This window comes from Micromonospora sp. NPDC049060, assembly GCF_040649055.1.
Classification (GTDB): Bacteria; Actinomycetota; Actinomycetes; order Mycobacteriales; family Micromonosporaceae; genus Micromonospora; species Micromonospora reichwaldensis.
Map to the genome: position 1 here is coordinate 22,371 of NZ_JBEZEV010000039.1, position 17,076 is coordinate 39,446.

15 protein-coding genes and 1 riboswitch are annotated in these 17,076 nt (G+C 73.3%); of the genes, 12 read left to right on the top strand and 3 right to left on the bottom strand.

Going from position 1 to position 17,076, the window contains the following annotated elements; all coding sequences use genetic code 11:
* The first annotated feature begins 23 nt into the window (after positions 1–23).
* The 6 genes from AB0B83_RS16400 to AB0B83_RS16425 all read left to right on the top strand — a co-directional run bounded on the left by AB0B83_RS16400 (position 24) and on the right by AB0B83_RS16425 (position 5,545).
* Positions 24–725 carry a MerR family transcriptional regulator gene (locus tag AB0B83_RS16400; protein ID WP_357578891.1) on the top strand — a complete coding sequence of 234 codons (702 nt, stop codon included), beginning with the start codon at positions 24–26 and terminating at the stop codon, positions 723–725.
* 176 nt (positions 726–901) lie between these two features.
* Entirely contained in the window at positions 902–1,366 is a 465-nt protein-coding gene (locus AB0B83_RS16405) for a bifunctional nuclease family protein (protein ID WP_311413267.1), read from the top strand.
* Positions 1,367–1,553: 187 nt separating this feature from the next.
* Positions 1,554–2,138: a MerR family transcriptional regulator gene (locus AB0B83_RS16410; protein ID WP_151454620.1), complete on the top strand. Its 585-nt coding sequence runs from the start codon at positions 1,554–1,556 to the stop codon at positions 2,136–2,138.
* 384 nt (positions 2,139–2,522) lie between these two features.
* Positions 2,523–3,698, top strand: a complete 1,176-nt coding sequence (locus tag AB0B83_RS16415) for a nitric oxide synthase oxygenase (RefSeq protein WP_357578915.1) — start codon at positions 2,523–2,525, stop codon at positions 3,696–3,698.
* Positions 3,699–3,701: 3 nt separating this feature from the next.
* Positions 3,702–4,919, top strand: a complete 1,218-nt coding sequence (locus AB0B83_RS16420) for a globin domain-containing protein (RefSeq protein ID WP_357578892.1) — start codon at positions 3,702–3,704, stop codon at positions 4,917–4,919.
* Positions 4,916–5,545 (top strand): hypothetical protein, encoded by a 630-nt coding sequence (locus tag AB0B83_RS16425; protein ID WP_357578893.1) that lies wholly within the window; start codon positions 4,916–4,918, stop codon positions 5,543–5,545. The genes AB0B83_RS16420 and AB0B83_RS16425 overlap by 4 nt, the downstream gene beginning before the upstream one ends.
* A gap of 28 nt (positions 5,546–5,573) precedes the next feature.
* Here AB0B83_RS16425 and AB0B83_RS16430 read toward each other — a convergent pair whose 3' ends face one another.
* Positions 5,574–6,233 (bottom strand): SDR family oxidoreductase, encoded by a 660-nt coding sequence (locus tag AB0B83_RS16430; protein WP_357578894.1) that lies wholly within the window; start codon positions 6,231–6,233, stop codon positions 5,574–5,576.
* A gap of 75 nt (positions 6,234–6,308) precedes the next feature.
* Here AB0B83_RS16430 and AB0B83_RS16435 point away from each other — a divergent pair, with 75 nt between their 5' ends.
* Positions 6,309–7,169 (top strand): NAD-dependent protein deacetylase, encoded by an 861-nt coding sequence (locus AB0B83_RS16435; RefSeq protein WP_357578895.1) that lies wholly within the window; start codon positions 6,309–6,311, stop codon positions 7,167–7,169.
* A gap of 104 nt (positions 7,170–7,273) precedes the next feature.
* Positions 7,274–7,372: riboswitch (glycine riboswitch) on the top strand.
* Positions 7,373–7,445: 73 nt separating this feature from the next.
* Positions 7,446–10,292, top strand: a complete 2,847-nt coding sequence (gene gcvP, locus AB0B83_RS16440) for an aminomethyl-transferring glycine dehydrogenase (protein WP_357578896.1) — start codon at positions 7,446–7,448, stop codon at positions 10,290–10,292.
* A gap of 127 nt (positions 10,293–10,419) precedes the next feature.
* On the opposite strand, the gene AB0B83_RS16445 is transcribed toward gcvP, so the two are convergent.
* Positions 10,420–10,620 carry a DUF5999 family protein gene (locus tag AB0B83_RS16445; protein WP_151456036.1) on the bottom strand — a complete coding sequence of 67 codons (201 nt, stop codon included), beginning with the start codon at positions 10,618–10,620 and terminating at the stop codon, positions 10,420–10,422.
* 123 nt (positions 10,621–10,743) lie between these two features.
* On the opposite strand from AB0B83_RS16445, the gene AB0B83_RS16450 reads away from it, so the two are divergent.
* Both AB0B83_RS16450 and AB0B83_RS16455 read left to right on the top strand, forming a co-directional pair.
* Positions 10,744–11,943, top strand: a complete 1,200-nt coding sequence (locus tag AB0B83_RS16450; protein WP_357578897.1) for a chorismate-binding protein — start codon at positions 10,744–10,746, stop codon at positions 11,941–11,943.
* Between the two features lie 137 nt (positions 11,944–12,080).
* Positions 12,081–13,736, top strand: coding sequence for an L-lactate permease (locus AB0B83_RS16455; RefSeq protein ID WP_357578898.1), 1,656 nt, complete (start codon positions 12,081–12,083; stop codon positions 13,734–13,736).
* Positions 13,737–13,800: 64 nt separating this feature from the next.
* Here the strand turns inward: AB0B83_RS16455 and pip are convergent, their stop codons facing one another.
* Positions 13,801–14,760, bottom strand: a complete 960-nt coding sequence (gene pip / locus AB0B83_RS16460) for a prolyl aminopeptidase (RefSeq protein WP_357578899.1) — start codon at positions 14,758–14,760, stop codon at positions 13,801–13,803.
* A 50-nt stretch (positions 14,761–14,810) separates the two neighbouring features.
* Here pip and AB0B83_RS16465 point away from each other — a divergent pair, with 50 nt between their 5' ends.
* Positions 14,811–15,323: a MarR family transcriptional regulator gene (locus AB0B83_RS16465; protein ID WP_357578900.1), complete on the top strand. Its 513-nt coding sequence runs from the start codon at positions 14,811–14,813 to the stop codon at positions 15,321–15,323.
* Between the two features lie 98 nt (positions 15,324–15,421).
* Positions 15,422–17,038: a hypothetical protein gene (locus AB0B83_RS16470; protein ID WP_357578901.1), complete on the top strand. Its 1,617-nt coding sequence runs from the start codon at positions 15,422–15,424 to the stop codon at positions 17,036–17,038.
* Positions 17,039–17,076: the final 38 nt, after the last annotated feature.

Genomic DNA, 17,076 nt, shown 5'->3' on the forward strand with positions numbered 1-17,076 from the left:
AGGCGGCCCGTGCGCGCCCGCTGATGAGTATCGGTGAGGTGCTGGGTCAGCTGCGGGTCGATTTCCCGGACGTGACCATCTCGAAGTTGCGGTTCCTCGAGGCCGAGGGCCTGGTGGAGCCGCAGCGGACGGCGGCGGGTTACCGGAAGTACAGCTGGGACGATGTGGCGCGGTTGCGGTTCGTGCTGACCGCGCAGCGGGACCAGTATCTGCCGTTGCGGGTGATCCGTGATCAGTTGGCGCAGTGGGACGCGTCCGGGGAGTCGCCGGGTCGGCAGCGGCCGACGTTGGTGGCGGTGGGTCCGGACGGTGAGGTTCCGGGGCGGGTGCCGGAGGAGCCGGTCGGGTCGCCGCAGGTGCGGCTCGGCCGGCTGGATCTGGTGGCGCGCAGCGGGATCGACGAGTCGACGCTGGGCGAGTTGGAGCGCCTCGGTGTGGTGGTGTCGGATCCGCCGGGTTGGTACGACGACGACGCGTTGATCATCGCGAGTGCGGTGGCGGGCCTGGCGGCGTACGGGTTGGAGCCGCGGCATCTGCGGGCGTTCCGTACGGCGGCGGATCGGGAGGCTGGCCTGTTCGCGCAGTTGTTGACGCCGTTGGCGCGGCAGAGTGATCCGGCGGCGCGGGCGCGGGCGGCGGAGACGGCGCGGGAGTTGGTGGCGCTGTCGCAGCAGTTGCATGCGGCGTTGGTGCGGGTGGGGTTGCGGTCGACGTTGGGTCGGTGATCCGGCGGGGGCCGTGCGGAAAGATCTTCCCCGGGAAGCGTGTCGTAGGCTTGCCGGGGTAACCCCTTTCTGGCGCGGGCGTGTGCGGGTAGCGCATGGGACGGCCGTGTCGCGGTCCGTGTACCGTGCAGGGAAGGGCGCGGTGCGGCGTAGGTGACAACGACACGGAGGCGGCGGTGCGCGAGCTGAGCGTGGTCGGAGTTCGGGTGGAGCTGCCCAGCAACCAGCCGATCGTCCTGCTCAGGGAGGTCGACGGGGACCGCTATCTGCCGATCTGGATCGGTGCGGTCGAGGCGACGGCGATCGCCTACGAGCAGCAGGGGGTCAAGCCGGCCCGGCCGCTGACCCACGATCTTCTGCGGGACGTGTTGACGGCGTTGAAGGCGCCGTTGCAGGCGGTGGAGATCACCGAGCTGAAGGAGAACGTCTTCTACGCCGATCTGTTGCTCGGGGACGGGGTGCGGGTGTCGGCCCGGCCGAGTGATTCCATCGCTCTGGCGTTGCGGGTCGGTGCGCCGATTCGTTGTGCGGAGGAGGTCCTCAGCGAGGCGGGGATCGTGATCCCGGACGAGCAGGAGGACGAGGTGGAGAAGTTCCGCGAGTTCCTGGACCAGGTGCGTCCGGAGGACTTCGCCGGCTGAGTCCGGCCTTCTTCGGGATGTCACTTTCGGTGACGTTCCGGTGCTGTGGGTGATCTTCGTTGTCGTGTCGCGGCGTGTCGCGGCGGCTTCTGCGGGGCAATTCCTGAAGGCGGCTATAGGGTTGCCGTGTCGAGGGGTGCACGTCCCGGAAACGACGTGTCACCGCACTGGCGGGGAGGTTGTCCGGATGCACGAGCCGCGAGATCCCGATCCGGGTACGGAGCTGGACGAGCCGGGTGTGGCGCCGCCGGGGTGGGCGACCGAGGGTGACGGTGCCGTGGGCTACCGGGGTGTGACGGCCTGCCATGCGGTGGGGATCAGCTACCGGCAGTTGGACTACTGGGCCCGTACCGGGTTGGTGGTGCCGAGTGTGCGCGACGCTTCGGGTTCGGGCACGCAGCGGTTGTATTCGTTCCGGGACCTGGTGGTCCTGAAGGTGGTGAAGCGGCTGCTGGACGCCGGGGTGTCGTTGCAGAACATCCGCAAGGCGATCGAGGCGCTGCGTTCCCGTGGGGTGGCGGACCTGGCGGGCATCACGTTGATCTCCGATGGCACGACCGTGTATGAGTGCCGGTCGCCGGAGGAGGTGGTCGACCTGTTGCAGGGTGGCCAGGGCGTGTTCGGTATCGCGATCGGTGGGGCGTTCAAGGAGATCCAGGGGTCCCTGTCGCACCTGCCGTCTGAGCCGGCGACGTCGGTGGAGCCGCAGGTGGCGGCGGAGCCGGTGGGTGACGAGTTGGCGGCGCGTCGGGCGCGTCGCCGGGCCGGCTGAGGTTTCGGCGCTCGGCTGATCCGACGGGCGCACAGTGCCCGCACGACGTGGCCCGCCCCGCGATCGTCGTCCACGACCGGGCCGTTCCGGCCGCTGTGGGGTGGGGGCCTGCGGCGGTGTGGCGTGCGCCACGTCCTGACCTGTCGGCTTGTTGACACTTCTGACGATCATGGCAATCCTGTCTGCGTCGTTGCGCCTGTTTCGCACGTGGGTCGCTGTCCGTCGGGTGTGGGCAGTAGCGGGCCCGGTGTGCGCGACGACGCAGGCAGCGGGCGGCGACGCTTGCCCGACGATCGGATTGAGTGCGAAGTGCAGACCGACGTGGATGCCGGCGCGAGGGCGGCGGGCGCCGACGTGCGGGCCGGGGGCGCGGAGCGCTGTCCCGTGTCGCACGCGTCCGGCTCGCCGGTGGACGTGACGGCGGAGGCGGTGGAGTTCCTGCACCTGTACCACGAGGAGCGTCGGCTGCCGGGGGTGGCTGAGCGGGTCGCGCGGGTGCGGGAGGAGATCGCGGTGACCGGCACGTACCGGCACACCGGCGACGAGTTGGTGCACGGCGCGAAGGTGGCGTGGCGGCAGTCGGCGCGCTGCGTGGGGCGGGTCCGGTGGGCGGGGTTGCGGGTCCGCGACCGCCGTGGGGTGACGACGGTGGCGGGCATCGCGGGGGAGTTGGCGCGGCATCTGGCGGTGGCGGACAACGGCGGGCGGATCCAGTCGGTGATGACGGTGTTCGCGCCGGACCGGCCGGGGGTGGGTCCGCGGGCGCGGCTCTGGAACGACCAGCTGATCCGCTACTGCGGGCACCGGATGGACGAAGGGGCGATCCTGGGTGATCCGGCGCAGGTGGCGATGACGGACGCGGTGCGGGCGCTGGGGTGGCATCCGCCGCCGGTGCCGGGCCGGTTCGATCTGCTGCCGTGGGTGATCGAGACGGCGTACGAGGATCCGACGTTGGTGGAGGCGCCGCGGGAGCTCGTGCGGGAGGTCGCCCTGACGCATCCGGCGTATCCGTGGTTCGCGGAGTTGAGGTTGCGCTGGCACGCGCTGCCGGTGATCAGCAACATGCGGTTGCGGGTGGGTGGGGTGGACTACAGCTGCGCCCCGTTCAACGGGCACTACCTGGGTGACGAGGTCGGCACCCGGAACATGGGTGACGGGGACCGGTACGACCAGTTGCTGCCGGTGGCGCGGGGGTTGGGGTTGGACACCTCGCGGGAGGACACCCTGTGGCGGGAGCACGCGGCTCTGGTCATCAACCAGGCGGTGCTGCACTCGTTCCGTTCGGCGGGGGTACGGGTGTCGGATCCGCACACGGAGTCGGAGCTGTTCATGCGGTTCTGCGCGCAGGAGGAGCGGGCGGGCCGGCCGGTGCACGGCGACTGGTCGTGGCTCAACGGCAGTGTGGGGTGGGCGGCGTTGCACGCGGTGCACCACCGCTACTACGACACGCGGGTGCCGAACCCGAACCTGTGGCAGACCGATCGTGCGTACGGTCCGGCGGGTGTCGAGGCGCTGTCCCTGCGGCAGCGGCACGATGCGGCTCGTCGGCGGGAGGGCTGAGGCATGGACGTGGTGGCGCTGCGTCAGAGTTGGGCCCAGCTCTCGGTGGCCGGGCCGGAGGCGGCGAAGTACTTCTACGCGACGTTGTTCCTGATCGCGCCGGAGACGCGTGCGATGTTCCCGACGAACATGCAGTACCAGCAGGACAAGTTGCTGGCGGCGTTGGGGCACATCGTCACCCACGTCGACGACGAGCGGGAGGTGACGGCGTTCGCGCAGCGGTTGGGCGCCGATCACCGGCGTTTCCAGGGCGAGGACCGGCAGGGCCGGCCGGTGCCGTTGACGGAGTGGCACTACATCCGGGTCGGGCAGGCGTTGCTGGCGACGTTGGAGCGGTTCCTGGGTCCACGGTGGACGCCGCAGCTGCACGCCGAGTGGGCCGGGGCGTACGAGTTGGTGGCGCGGTTGATGCTTGCCGGGGCGGTGGAGGCGGAGCGGACGTCGCCGCCGTACTGGGAGGCGGAGGTCCTGGCGGTGCAGCGGCGGCGGGCCGACGTGTGTGTGTTCACGGTCCGTCCGAACTACCTGTGTGAGTACCTGCCGGGGCAGTCGCTGCCGGTGCAGGTGCCGCAGTTGCGGACGTGGCGGTATCTGTCGCCGGCGAACGCGCCGCGTCCGGACGGGACGATCGAGTTCCACGTGCGGGCGGCGGGCCGGTTCTCCACGCATCTGGTGCGCAGGCTGCGGGAGGGTGACCGGGTGCTGTTGGGCTCGCCGGTGGGGACGGCGTTGTCGTCGTACGACCGGTCGCCGGGCCTGCCGTTGCTGCTGGTGGCGGGGGGCACGGGGGTGGCGCCGCTGCGGGCGGTGGTGGAGGCGTTGCGGCTGGGGCCGGGGCGCTCGACGACGCTGGTGGTGGGGGGACGGACCCCCGACGACCTGTACGACGACGTGGCGTTGCGGGAGTTGGCGGCGGGCGCGCCGGCGCAGTCGTGGCAGTCCGGGTGGCTGCGGTACGTGCCGACGGTGGAGTCCGGCTGGCAGTGGCAGGGGGCGGTGGGCACGGCCGGTGAGACCGCGGTGCGGTTGGGTCCGTGGCACGACACCGAGGTGCTGGTGTGCGGCAGCCCGGAGATGACCGGGGCGACGGTTGCGGCGTTGACGGCGTCGGGGGTGCCGCGGGAGCGGATCCTGGTGGAGAGTTACGACCATTGCCTGTATCCGCCGCTGGCGGGCGCTGCCGCCGCGCCGGACGACTTCAGTTGGACGGGTGTGCGATGAGCGTCGACCACGGCGACCGGGTGGTCGCCGATGCGCACGGTGAGCTGACCCGGGCCGTGGGCGCGTTGGAGGCGCGCCGGTTCCGGGGCGGTCGGTGGCTGTCCGCCGACGAGGTGGCGGGCCTGGCCCGGTCGGCCGACGAGCGGGTGGCGTTGCTGGGCGGTGAGGTGGACCGGTTGCGGCGGGAGAACGAGGGCCTGGCGCGGCAGGTGGAGATGTTGCGTCACGGCGCGTTGCCCAGCACCGGCGCGCAGGGCCCGGATCCGATGGTGATCGAGTTGGCGGTGCGGGCGCAGGACGAGGCGAACCGGACGATCGGTGAGGCCAGCGCGGAGGGCGCGGAGATCATCGCGGAGGCGCGGCGGCAGGCCGACGAGATCATCGCCGAGGCGCACGTGCTGGCCGGGGGTGTCGCCGGCCCGTCGGGGGCGGGGGGCGAGGAGTTGCGGCGGCAGGTGCGGGAGCTGGAGGGCCGGCAGGCGGCGTTGGTGGCGGCCGTGACGACGGCGCAGCAGCACCTGGGCCGGTGGCAGGCGTACCTGTCGGAGCAGTCGGAGCAGTTGCGCTCCGACGCGGAGGCGGCCGGGGCGGTCGGCGCGCAGCTGCGCGCCGTGCTCGGCGAGTAGCGGCGTCGCCTGCCCGCCGGGACGCGGGTCAGTGCCGGTCGACGGCGGCGACGGCGTCGGCGATGGGGGTGTTGCCGCCGACGAGTTCCAGGATCGCGCCGGCGCTGTGCGGGTGGTGGAGCAGGGCGACGAGGACGCGGGCGACGTCGGTGCGGGTCACGGCGCCCGCGGGGGCGTGTCGGGCGAGGGTGATCCGCCCGGTGGGCGCATCGTCGGTGAGCCGGCCGGGTCGCAGGATCGTCCAGTCGAGGTCGCGGCCGGTCAGGTCGTCCTCGGCGGCCTTCTTGGCGCGCAGGTACGCCGCGAACACCTCGTCGGTGCCGGCGGGTGGTTCGCCTTCCACACCCATCGAGGACAGCAGCAGGTAGCGGCGGACGTCGGCGCGTTGCGCGGCGTCGGCGAGCAGGACGGCGCCGGCCCGGTCGACGGTGTCCTTGCGGGCGGCGCCGCTGCCGGGGCCGGCGCCGGCGGCGAAGAGGACGGCGTCGGCGCCGGCGAGGTGGGTGGCGAGTTCGTCGGCGTCGACGTGTTCGAGGTCGGCCACGACGGGCTGGGCGCCGGCGGCACGCAGCGCGGCGGAGTGGTCGGGGTTGCGGATCAGCCCGACGGCGGTGTCGCCGCGTCCGGCGAGTTCGCGGTGGGTCAGCTGGGCGATCTTGCCGTGTCCTCCGGCGATGACGACGCGCATACCGCCAACCTAGCCGCCGTCCCGCCACGACGTGGCCGGTCGCCGCAGGGTGGTCGCCTGAGGCAGCATGGACGGGTGACGGAGACGGTCGACGCGCTGGCTGGCCTGGTGGCCGGCGGTGGTGTGGTGGTGTTGAGCGGGGCGGGCCTGTCCACCGAGTCGGGCATCCCGGACTACCGGGGGCCCAGCGGCGCGGCGCGGCGGCACACCCCGATGACGTACCAGGCGTTCACGCGCGACGCGCAGGCGCGGCGGCGCTACTGGGCGCGCAGCCACCTGGGGTGGCGGGTGATCGCGCGGGCGGCCCCGAACGAGGGGCACCGGGCGGTGGCGCGGCTGCAGGCCGGCGGGCTGGTCGAGGGGATCATCACGCAGAACGTGGACGGGCTGCACACCGCTGCGGGCAGCCCGGGGGTGGTGGAGTTGCACGGGCGCCTCGACGAGGTGGTGTGCCTGGGCTGCGGTAACCGGACGTCGCGGGAGGAGTTGGACCGGCGGCTGCGGGAGGCGAACCCGGGCTTCGACGCGCGGGCCGCGGCGGTCAACCCGGACGGTGACGTGGATCTCGCCGACGACGAGGTGGCCCGGTTCCGTACGGTCGACTGCACGTTCTGCCGGGGCGGCATGCTGAAGCCGGACGTGGTGTTCTTCGGGGAGATGGTGCCGGCGGCCCGGGTGTCCCGCTGTTTCGAGCTGGTGGCGCGGGCGCGGCTGCTGCTGGTGCTGGGTTCGTCGTTGACGGTGATGTCGGGTCGCCGGTTCGTGGTGCGCGCGGCGAAGCTGGGCATTCCGGTGGTGATCGTCAACCAGGGCCCGACCCGGGGCGACGGGTATGCGGCGTTGACCGTCGACGCGCCGTTGGGGCGGCTGCTGCCGGCGCTGGCCGACCGGATGGTTGGCGATGCCGCGGCGGGGCTGGCGGGCGTGGGCCGGTAGCGGCCTGCCGGGGGTGCGGGGCCGGCTGCTCATCGACGGTTGTCGCCGGCGGGGGTACGACCTCCGGTGGGCGGTGCGGCGCTGGTAGCGTTGACCATGCCGGCAGCACCCACGTGGGAGAGACCGCCCAGCAGCATCCGGGGCGGCGCCGAAGGGGCAAATCCTCCCCGGAACCTCTCAGGCAAAAGGACCTCGTGGGCAGGCACTGTGGAGCGCCTCGCGGGCGCGACAGAGGGGGAGGCCGACCTGTCGACCTCGCCCCCGGGAGCGCCGCCCATGACCGCAGAGCAGTTCGCCGCCCGCCACATCGGCCCTGATCCGGACGACGAGCGCCGGATGTTGGAGGCCGTCGGCTACGGCTCGGTCGAAGAGTTGATGGACGCGGCGATTCCCGAGGTGATCCGCTGGCACGGCACCCTGGACCTGCCGGAGCCGGCCAGCGAGCACGACGCCCTCGCTGAGCTGCGGGCCCTGGCGGCCCGCAACACGGTGGCCGTGTCGATGATCGGTCTGGGCTACCACGGCACGCACACCCCGGCGGTGATCCGCCGCAACGTGCTGGAGGATCCGGCCTGGTACACGGCGTACACGCCGTACCAGCCGGAGATCAGCCAGGGGCGGCTGGAGGCGCTGCTGAACTTCCAGACCATGGTCACGGACCTGACGGGGTTGGCCACCGCGAACGCGTCGATGCTCGACGAGGGCACCGCCGCGGCGGAGGCGATGACGCTCGCGCGCCGCGCGTCGAAGAGCAGGAGCCCGGTGTACGTGGTCGACGCCGACACCCTGCCGCAGACCATCGCGGTGATCACCAGCCGGGCCGAGCCCCTCGGCATCGACGTGCGGATCGTCGACACCGGGCGCGACGAGTTGCCGGCGGAGTTCTTCGGGCTGCACCTGCAGTACCCGGGGGCGTCGGGGGCGGTGCGTGACCAGGCGGCTCTGGTCGAGGCGGCGCACGCGGTCGGGGCGTTGGTGACCGTGGCGGCGGACCTGCTGGCGCTGACGCTGCTGCGCGCGCCGGGGGAGATCGGCGCCGACATCGCGGCCGGCACCACCCAGCGTTTCGGCGTGCCGATGGGCTTCGGCGGGCCGCACGCCGGCTACCTGGCGGTGCGGGCGGGGCTGGAGCGGATGCTGCCGGGCCGGCTGGTGGGGGTGTCGCGTGACGCGGACGGCAACCCGGCGTACCGGCTGGCGTTGCAGACCCGGGAGCAGCACATCCGGCGGGAGAAGGCGACCAGCAACATCTGCACCGCGCAGGTGCTGCTGGCGGTGATGGCCGGCATGTACGCCGTCTACCACGGCCCGGAGGGGCTGCGGCGCATCGCTCGCCGTACCCATGACATGGCGGTGCGGTTGGCGGCGTCGCTGCGGGGTGTCGACGGCGTCGAGGTGGTGCACGAGGCGTTCTTCGACACCGTCCTGGTGCGGGTGCCCGGCGGCGCGGAGGCGGTGGTCGCCGACGCCGCGGCCCGGGGGGTGAACCTGCGGCTGGTCGACGCCGACCACGTGGGGGTGTCCTGCGACGAGACCACCACCCCCGCGCACCTGCGGAAGGTGTGCGACGCGTTCGGGGCCACGGTGGCCGGGCGGCCGGTGGCCGTGGCGGACGCGCCGGTCACCGGCGCGTTGCCGGCGGCGCTGGCCCGTACGTCGGACTTCCTCACCCACGCGGTGTTCCGCAGTCACCACTCGGAGACGGCGATGCTGCGCTACCTGCGGCGACTGTCGGACTTCGACTACGCCCTGGACCGGGGGATGATCCCGCTCGGGTCGTGCACGATGAAGCTCAACGCCACCACCGAGATGGAGCCGGTGAGCTGGCCGGAGTTCGCGCACGTGCACCCGTTGGCGCCGGACGCGCAGACCACCGGCTACCGGGAGATGATCTCCCAGTTGGAGGGGTGGCTGGCGGAGGTGACCGGCTACGACGCGGTCAGCGTGCAGCCGAACGCCGGTTCGCAGGGTGAGTTGGCGGGCCTGCTGGCGATCCGGGCGTACCACCGGGACCGGGGTGAGGGGCACCGGGACGTGTGTCTGATCCCGTCGTCGGCGCACGGCACGAACGCCGCCAGCGCGGTGATGGCGGGCATGCGGGTCGTCGTGGTGGGCTGCGACGACGGCGGCAACATCGACCTGGTGGACCTCGACGCGAAGATCGACAAGCATCGGGGCGCCCTCGCGGCGATCATGGTGACGTATCCGTCGACGCACGGGGTGTACGAGACGGGCATCGCGTCGCTGTGCGCGAAGGTCCACGACGCCGGCGGTCAGGTGTACGTCGACGGGGCGAACCTCAACGCGCTGGTCGGGTTCGCCAAGCCGGGGAAGTTCGGGGCGGACGTGTCGCACCTGAACCTGCACAAGACGTTCTGCATCCCGCACGGCGGCGGCGGTCCGGGGGTGGGTCCGGTGGCGGTGCGGGCGCACCTGGCGCCGTTCCTGCCGGGCGATCCGCTGGGCGTGCACGTCGACGGCCGGCCGGCGATCTCGGCGGCGCGGTACGGGTCGGCGGGGATCCTGCCGATCCCGTGGGCGTACCTGCGGATGATGGGCGCGGCGGGGCTGGTGCGCGCCACCGGTGTGGCGGTGCTGGCGGCGAACTACGTGGCGGCGCGGCTGCGCGGGCACTTCCCGGTGCTGTACGCGGGCAACAAGGGCCTGGTGGCGCACGAGTGCATCCTGGACCTGCGGCCGCTGACGAAGGCGACCGGGGTGAGCGTGGACGACGTGGCGAAGCGGCTGATCGACTACGGGTTCCACGCGCCGACGATGTCGTTCCCGGTGGCGGGGACGCTGATGGTGGAGCCCACCGAGAGCGAGGACCTGGCCGAGCTGGACCGGTTCTGCGACGCGATGATCGCCATCCGGGCGGAGATCGACCGGGTGGCCTCGGGGGAGTGGCCGGCCGGCGACAATCCTCTCGCCAACGCCCCGCACACCGCGGCGATGGTGTCGGGCGACGAGTGGCCGCACCCGTACGCGCGGTCGGTCGGCGCGTACCCGGCCGGGGTGCAGCGGGCCGGGAAGTACTGGCCGCCGGTGCGGCGCATCGACGGCGCGTACGGCGACCGGAACCTGGTGTGTTCCTGCCCGGCGCCGGAGGCGTTCGAGGACTGACGTCGCGTGACGCCGGGGCGGTCGTGGTGCCGCCCCGGCGGGTGCGTCGACCTGGGCGGGGGGTGTCCCGACCGGGGGACCGGCTCAGATCGACGAGTGTAAAAGGCGTGACGCAGCGTGACAGGGGTCAGGCGACGAGGGCGTGTCGGGCGGGGCCGCGGTGGGGGGCGATGCTGCTGCCGTCGGGGAGGAGTTCGCCGGTGTCCTCGAAGACGATGACACCGTTGCAGAGCAGGCTCCAGCCCTGCTCAGGGAAGCAGGCGAGGACCCGGGCGGCGTCCCGGTCGGTCGCTTCGGCGGAGGGGCAGGTGGGTTGGTGCTGGCACATCGGGTTCTCCGGACTGTGGGGGCACTGTGTCATGGTTCACATGACCAGTGACGCACAGTACCAAGCGAAAGTGGCCGGCATCGAGCAGGTATGCGCGTCGTTTTTCCGAAATCCACTGAACGGATGAGACAGGATGGGCCGGACGGCGTGGACACGCTCCCAGGACTGACGGTCGGCGCGCCGGGAGCGCCGGCCGGCTGCCGCCGTACCCTCGTCGAGCGGGCCCGCTGGCAGTGGCGGCCCGCCGACGGCGGCGACCCGGCGGCGCGGGCCGAGGAGTTCCTCGCCGCGCACGGCCTGCCGCTGCACGACCTGGCCCGCCCCGCCGGCCGCCACGACGCGGCCGGGGTGTGCGGGGCCGCTCTCTACGTCTCCGCGGCCGCCGGCGCCGCCCTGGTCGGCGCGTCGGCCGGCGCCGCCAACCCCGTGACCGGGCTGCCCGAGGTCGTCGTGGTCGTCTACGGCCACGGCCCGGGCACGCCGCCCGGCGCAGTCGGTGCGCCCGCCGCCCCCTGGTGGCGCGGCACCTTCGCGGAGAGCTGGACGCCCCGCCAGCACGCCGACGCCGTGAGCGCGGTCCGCGCGGCGATCGGCCGCGGCGACGTCTACCAGGTCAACGTCGTCGGCCACGCCGCCGCCCGCTACACCGGCGACCCCCTGCCGGCCCTGAGCCGGCTGGCCGCGCTGCCCGGCGCCCGCTACGGCGGCACCCTCGCCGGGTCGGGCTGGGCGATCGGCTGCGCCAGCCCCGAGACCCTGGTGGAGCTGACCGACGGACGCCTGATCACCAGGCCGATCAAGGGCACCCGACCGGCCACCGCCGCCGGCCGCGCCGAACTGCTCGCCTCCGCCAAGGAACGCGCCGAGCACGTGATGATCGTCGACCTGGAACGCAACGACCTGGCCCGCGTCGCCCGCACCGGCAGCGTGCGCGTCGACGAGCTGTTCGCCGTACGCCGGTGGTGCGACCTGTGGCAGGCGGAGTCGACGGTCTCCGCGGCGGTCGCCGACGGGCTCGGCCTGGCGGACCTGCTGCGCGCGGTCTGCCCCGGCGGCTCCGTCACCGGTGCTCCGAAGCTCGCGGCCCTCGACCGCATCGCCGCGCTGGAGCCCGTCGGCCGGGGCGCCAGCATGGGCGCGCTCGGCTGGGTCGCCCCGGGCCGCATCGACCTGGGCCTGACCATCCGCACCGCCGCCGTGGACGCCGAGCGGGTGCACGTGTGGGCGGGCGGGGGCATCACGTGGGGCAGCGATCCCGACGCCGAGGTCGCCGAGGCCGCCGCGAAGGCCGCCCCGGTGCGCGCGGCGCTCGCCGGCGGCTGAGCGGCGAACCCCACCGGCCGGTCGGCGCAGCCGCCGGGCTGCGCACGTTGGAAGAGGCGCCGCGCCGGCCGCGTCCGGTGAGATGGGCCGTACTCCACGCCACCCGGGCCGGGGCGTGCGCAGCCGAGGCGGTCCCGATGTACCAGCAACCCCTGCAACCCGTCGGTGGGTCGCTCGCGCTGAGTGCCGCCTGTGCCGCGCTGCCCCTGCTCACCCTGTTCGTGCTGCTCGGAGTCGTGCGTACGCGGGCGTGGGTGGCGGCGTTCGGCGCGCTGGGCGTGGCGGTCGTGCTGGCCTGGTGGCTGTGGCGGATGCCGCTGCCGCAGACGCTGCTGGCCGCCAGCCAGGGCGCCACCTTCGCCCTCTTCCCGCTCGTCTGGACGTTCGCGACGGCGATCTGGATCCACCGCCTGACCGTGCACACGGGGCACTTCGACACGCTGCGGCAGGGCTTCGCCCGGATCAGCGACGACCGCCGCGTGCAGGCCCTGGTGATCGCGTTCTGCTTCGGGTCGCTGCTCGAGGCCCTGGCCGGGCAGGGCACGCCGGTCGCCGTGACCACGGTGATGCTGCTGGCCCTCGGCTTCACCCCGCTGCGGGCGGCCGCCGTGGCGCTGGTCGGCAACACGGTGCCGGCCGCCTTCGGGCCCCTCGGCCTGCCGATCACCACCCTCGCCGGGGTGACCGGGCTGCCCGCCACGGAACTGGGCATGATGGCCGGCCGGCAGGTCCCGGTGGTCGCGGTCGTCGTCCCGCTGGTCCTGCTCGTCGTCGCCGACGGCCGCCGGGGCGTGCGCGAGCTGTGGCGTCCGGCGCTGGCGTGCGGCGGCGCGTTCGCGGTGGCCCAGTTCGTCACGGCGAACTGGCTGACGGCCGCTCTCGCCGACATCACCGCCGCGTTCGCGGGGGCGGGCGTCCTGCTGCTCGTCGTCCGCCGTGGCGTGGTGCGGCGGACGGTCCCCGTGCCGGTCGGCGGCGGGCCGCGGGAGCGCGACGCCGGCCTGCTGCCGGAGCGCGCCGCCGGTGGGTTGTCGGAGCCCGACGCGCCGGCGCCGGCAGGCTCGCGCTGGCGGGCGTACGCCCCGTACGCGACGATCGTGGCGGTCTTCGCCGTCTCCCAGGTGCCGGCCGTCAAGCGGCTGCTCGACGCCGGCACGCTCGCGTTCTCCTGGCCCGGACTGCACGTCGTCACCGCCTCCGGTGCCCCGTCACCGCTGACCACGTTCCGGTTCGCCTGGCTCGCGGCCCCCGGATCGCTGCTGCTGGTGGCCGGCCTGATCACGGTGGCGCTGCTGCGGGTGCCGCCGCGCGAGGCCGTCGGGCTCTACGGGCGCACCCTGTTCGAACTGCGGTGGGCCGTGCTGACTGTGGTCGGGCTGCTGGCGCTGTCGTTCACCATGAACGCCTCCGGGCAGGTCGCCACCCTGGGCGTCTGGATGGCCGGCGCGGGCGGCCTCTTCGCCGTGCTGGCGCCGGTGCTCGGCTGGCTCGGCGTCGCCCTGACCGGCTCGGACACGTCGTCCAACTCCCTGTTCGGCGCGCTCCAGGTGGCCGCGGCGCAGCGGGCCGGCCTCGATCCGGTCCTGCTGGCCGCGGCCAACGCCTCCGGCGGCACCCTCGGCAAGATGATCAGCTTGCAGAACCTCACGATCGCCGCCGCGGCGGTCGGACTCACCGGCCGCGAGGGCGACCTGTTCCGGCGGATGTTCGGCCCGAGCGTGCTGCTGCTCGCCCTGATGTGTGTGCTGGTCGGGCTACAGGCGACGCCCCTGCTGTCCTGGATGGTGCCGTAGCCGGCGCCTTGGGCGCTTCGCGGCCGGGACAGTGGCGGCTCGTCCTCAGGTGCGCGGTGCTTCGTCAGCGGCGCTCGGCGAAGTCGTCCAGCGCCGCCACGACCCGCTCCGCCATGCCGTTGGCGGATCCGTGTCCGGCGGTCTCCAGCAGTTCCAGCCGGGCGTCGGGCCAGGCCTGGGCCAGCTGCCACGCCACCTCCGGTGGGCTGCTGATGTCGAGCCTGCCGTGCAGCAGCACGCCGGGGATGCCGGCCAGCCGACCCGCCTCGCGCAGCAGTTGCCCCTCCGGCAGGAAGCATCCGTTACGCCAGTAGTGGGTGACCAGCCGGGCCTGCAGCATGCGGAACACCGGGTCGTCGTAGCGGGGGTCGGGCCGGTGACCGGGGGCGGTGGCGACGTGGGTGTCCTCCCAGTCGCACCACTGCCGCGCCGCCCGTTCGCGCACCGCCGGGTCCGGGTCGGCCAGCAGCCGGGCGTACGCGTCGGCCAGGTCGCCGTCGCGCTCGGCCGGCGGCACGCCGTCGCGGAAACGCGCCCACTCGGCCGGGAAGATCCGCCCCATCTCCCGGGTGAGCCACTCGATCTCCCGTCGGGTGCCGGAGGTCACGCTGAACAGCACCAGCTCGCTGACCTGCTGCGGGTGCCGCTGCGCGTACGCCAGGGCGAGGGAGGCGCCCCAGGAGGCGCCGAGCACCAGCCAGCGGTCCACGCCGAGGTGTTCGCGCAGCAGTTCGATGTCGGCGATCAGGTGGTCGGTGGTGTTGGTGGACAGGTCCACGTCCGGGTCGGCGGCGTGCGGGGTGCTTCGGCCGCAGCCCCGCTGGTCGAACAGGACCACCCGGTAGCGGGCCGGGTCGAACAGGGTCCGCCAGCCGGGCGTGCAGCCGGAGCCGGGCCCGCCGTGCAGCACCACGGCGGGCTTGCCGTCCGGGTTGCCGCAGGTCTCCCAGTGCACGCGCTGCCCGTCGCCGACGTCGAGCATCCCGTGCGCGTACGGCTCGATCGGGGGGTATCGCTGCGCCATCGTCGTTCCCTTCGTGATCATCGATACAACAGCGCTGTTACATTAGCGGAGTGACAGCCGTACCTGAACGTGAGGCCCTGGGCACGCTGCTTCGGCACGTGCTCGACGTGCTCGATGGCGACGTCGCCACGGTCTACGCCGAACGGGGCCTGCCCGACTACCGGCCCCGGTTCTCGCCACCGCTGCGGGTGCTTGTCGCCGACGGGCCACTGCCCATCCGCGACCTGGCCCGCCGGGTCGGGGTCACCCACTCGGCGGCCAGCCAGACCGTCGCGCAGATGGCCCGCGCCGGCCTGGTCGAGCTGACCGCGGGGGCGGATGCCCGGCAACGCATCGTGCACCTCAGCGGCCGGGCCCGCGAGCTGCTTCCACTGATCGAGGCGGAGTGGGCGGCGACGACCGCCGCGATACGCGAACTGGACACGGAACTGACGGTGCCGCTGGCCGACGTGCTGCACGAGGTCCTCGCCGCGATGCGCCGACGGCCGCTGCGCCAACGCATCGCCGACGCGGGCCTGCCGCCCTCCCCGGACCCCGGCCCGCCGCCGGCCGCACCACACTGACGGCGGCCGGCCCGCCCGCAGGCCCCGCGTGCCGGCGCCGCACCCGATGTCGGCAATTTGTCCTGACGTGCACCGGCCGACGGTTGCAGACTGTGCCGGTGGCCATCACCCTCACCGTCCGCGTGCTCGACGCCAACCTCGGCGCGGTGCCCGGCGCGCTCGTCGTGCTCGACGCAGGGCAGGGGACCACGGACGGGGCCGGACGCTGGAGCACCGTCGTGTCCCACCAGCCGACAGTGCCGCAGATCCGGGTCAGCCATCCGGCGTACGTCGCCGAGCGGGTGACCTTCACCGGAGACATGCGCTCCGCCACGTGGGACAACTCCCTCGCCCGCCGCGCGGTCTCCGGCGACGACGTGACGATGACCGTGACACTCGGGCGGATGGACCCGTCGCCGGTCGTCACGCTCTCCGACGCCGACGTCACGCGGATCATGGCCAGCCGGGGGCGCGACCCGAGGGCCGCACGGGTCGTGGGCTGGCCCAACAACCCGCAGATCCACACCTACGCGGGGCACTACAACAACACGCTGACGTTCCGCCAGGCCAACCGGGAGCTGCTGAAGCCCGCAGCCGCCGCCGAGACCGACGCGGGCTGGGACCGGTTCGGCGAGAAACGTGAGGTCACTGTCAACATCGCGGCGTTGAGTCGGTTCCACTTCCTGGAGTACGCCGCGACGCAGTCCGATCCGAAGTTCGTCGTCGCCGTGGTGTCGCCGAACCTGCCGGACCCCAAGCCCGTGACGAGTCTGGACTTCGTCGTCTACTGCAGCCCCAGCACCGGCGACTACACCGCCCGGTACCCGTACGGGCTGGTCAACGCGGCGGCGCCACTGCAGGAATACCTGAACCTGGCCCGCAAGTACCTTCTCGACGAGGCCTTCTTCGCCTTCCAGTCGCTGGGCTGGGGCAACCGCTCGGTGCTGGTGATGCCGCTGTTCCCGCAGGGGCAGTGGGGCCCGTTCGCGACCGGCGAGGGGCTGCTGCGGATGTTGCGTGAGGTCGCGGTGTTCCTGCACCGGCAGTGCCGCACCAGCAGCCTAGGGCTGCGCAAGCCCGACGCCACCGCACACGAGTTGGCCGGGCCCAACCTGCGGACGATCTTCCCGCCGCTCTACTCCGGTGACTTCGGCGCGGTGCCCGCCGTCGGGCAGGTGGCGGTCGCCGGCTTCAGCCAGGGCATGGGCGCGGTGAAGGCCCTCATGTCCGACCTCACCTTTCCCGTGGGGCTCAACTCCACTCTCTGGGGCGTGCCGATGGGCGGCGGCACCGACGGCCGGCGGGAGTGGGCCCGCGCGTTCCGCGAGGTGTGGGACCTCGACGGCCACCACAGCGGCACCGGCGGTTGGCGCGCCTACCTCGACCTGCTGCGGGTGTGGTTCAACCACGACCCGGGCCGGGTCGTACGCAGCTACCACTCGGGCGACACCGGTCCGCCCGACCCGCTGACCGACCCCCATCCGGTGTGGAAGGACCTGCGCGGCGCCGGCCTCGACCTCGACCGCCCGACGCCACCGGCACGGGGCACGTTCTGGGCGCGGCTGCTGCAGAACGCCCGCTGGACGGACCTGCGGGTGTCGAACCCGTACGTGGACGGCAGTTCGGGACCGCAGCTGCCGGTGTTCCTCGACCCGCACCACACCATCCCCCGGATCGGGTTCTCGCACGCCCTGTCGATGACCACCCTCGGCCGGGCGGCAGCGCCGCGCCCCTAGCCGCCTGCGGCGGGACAGGACAGACGGACATCCGATTA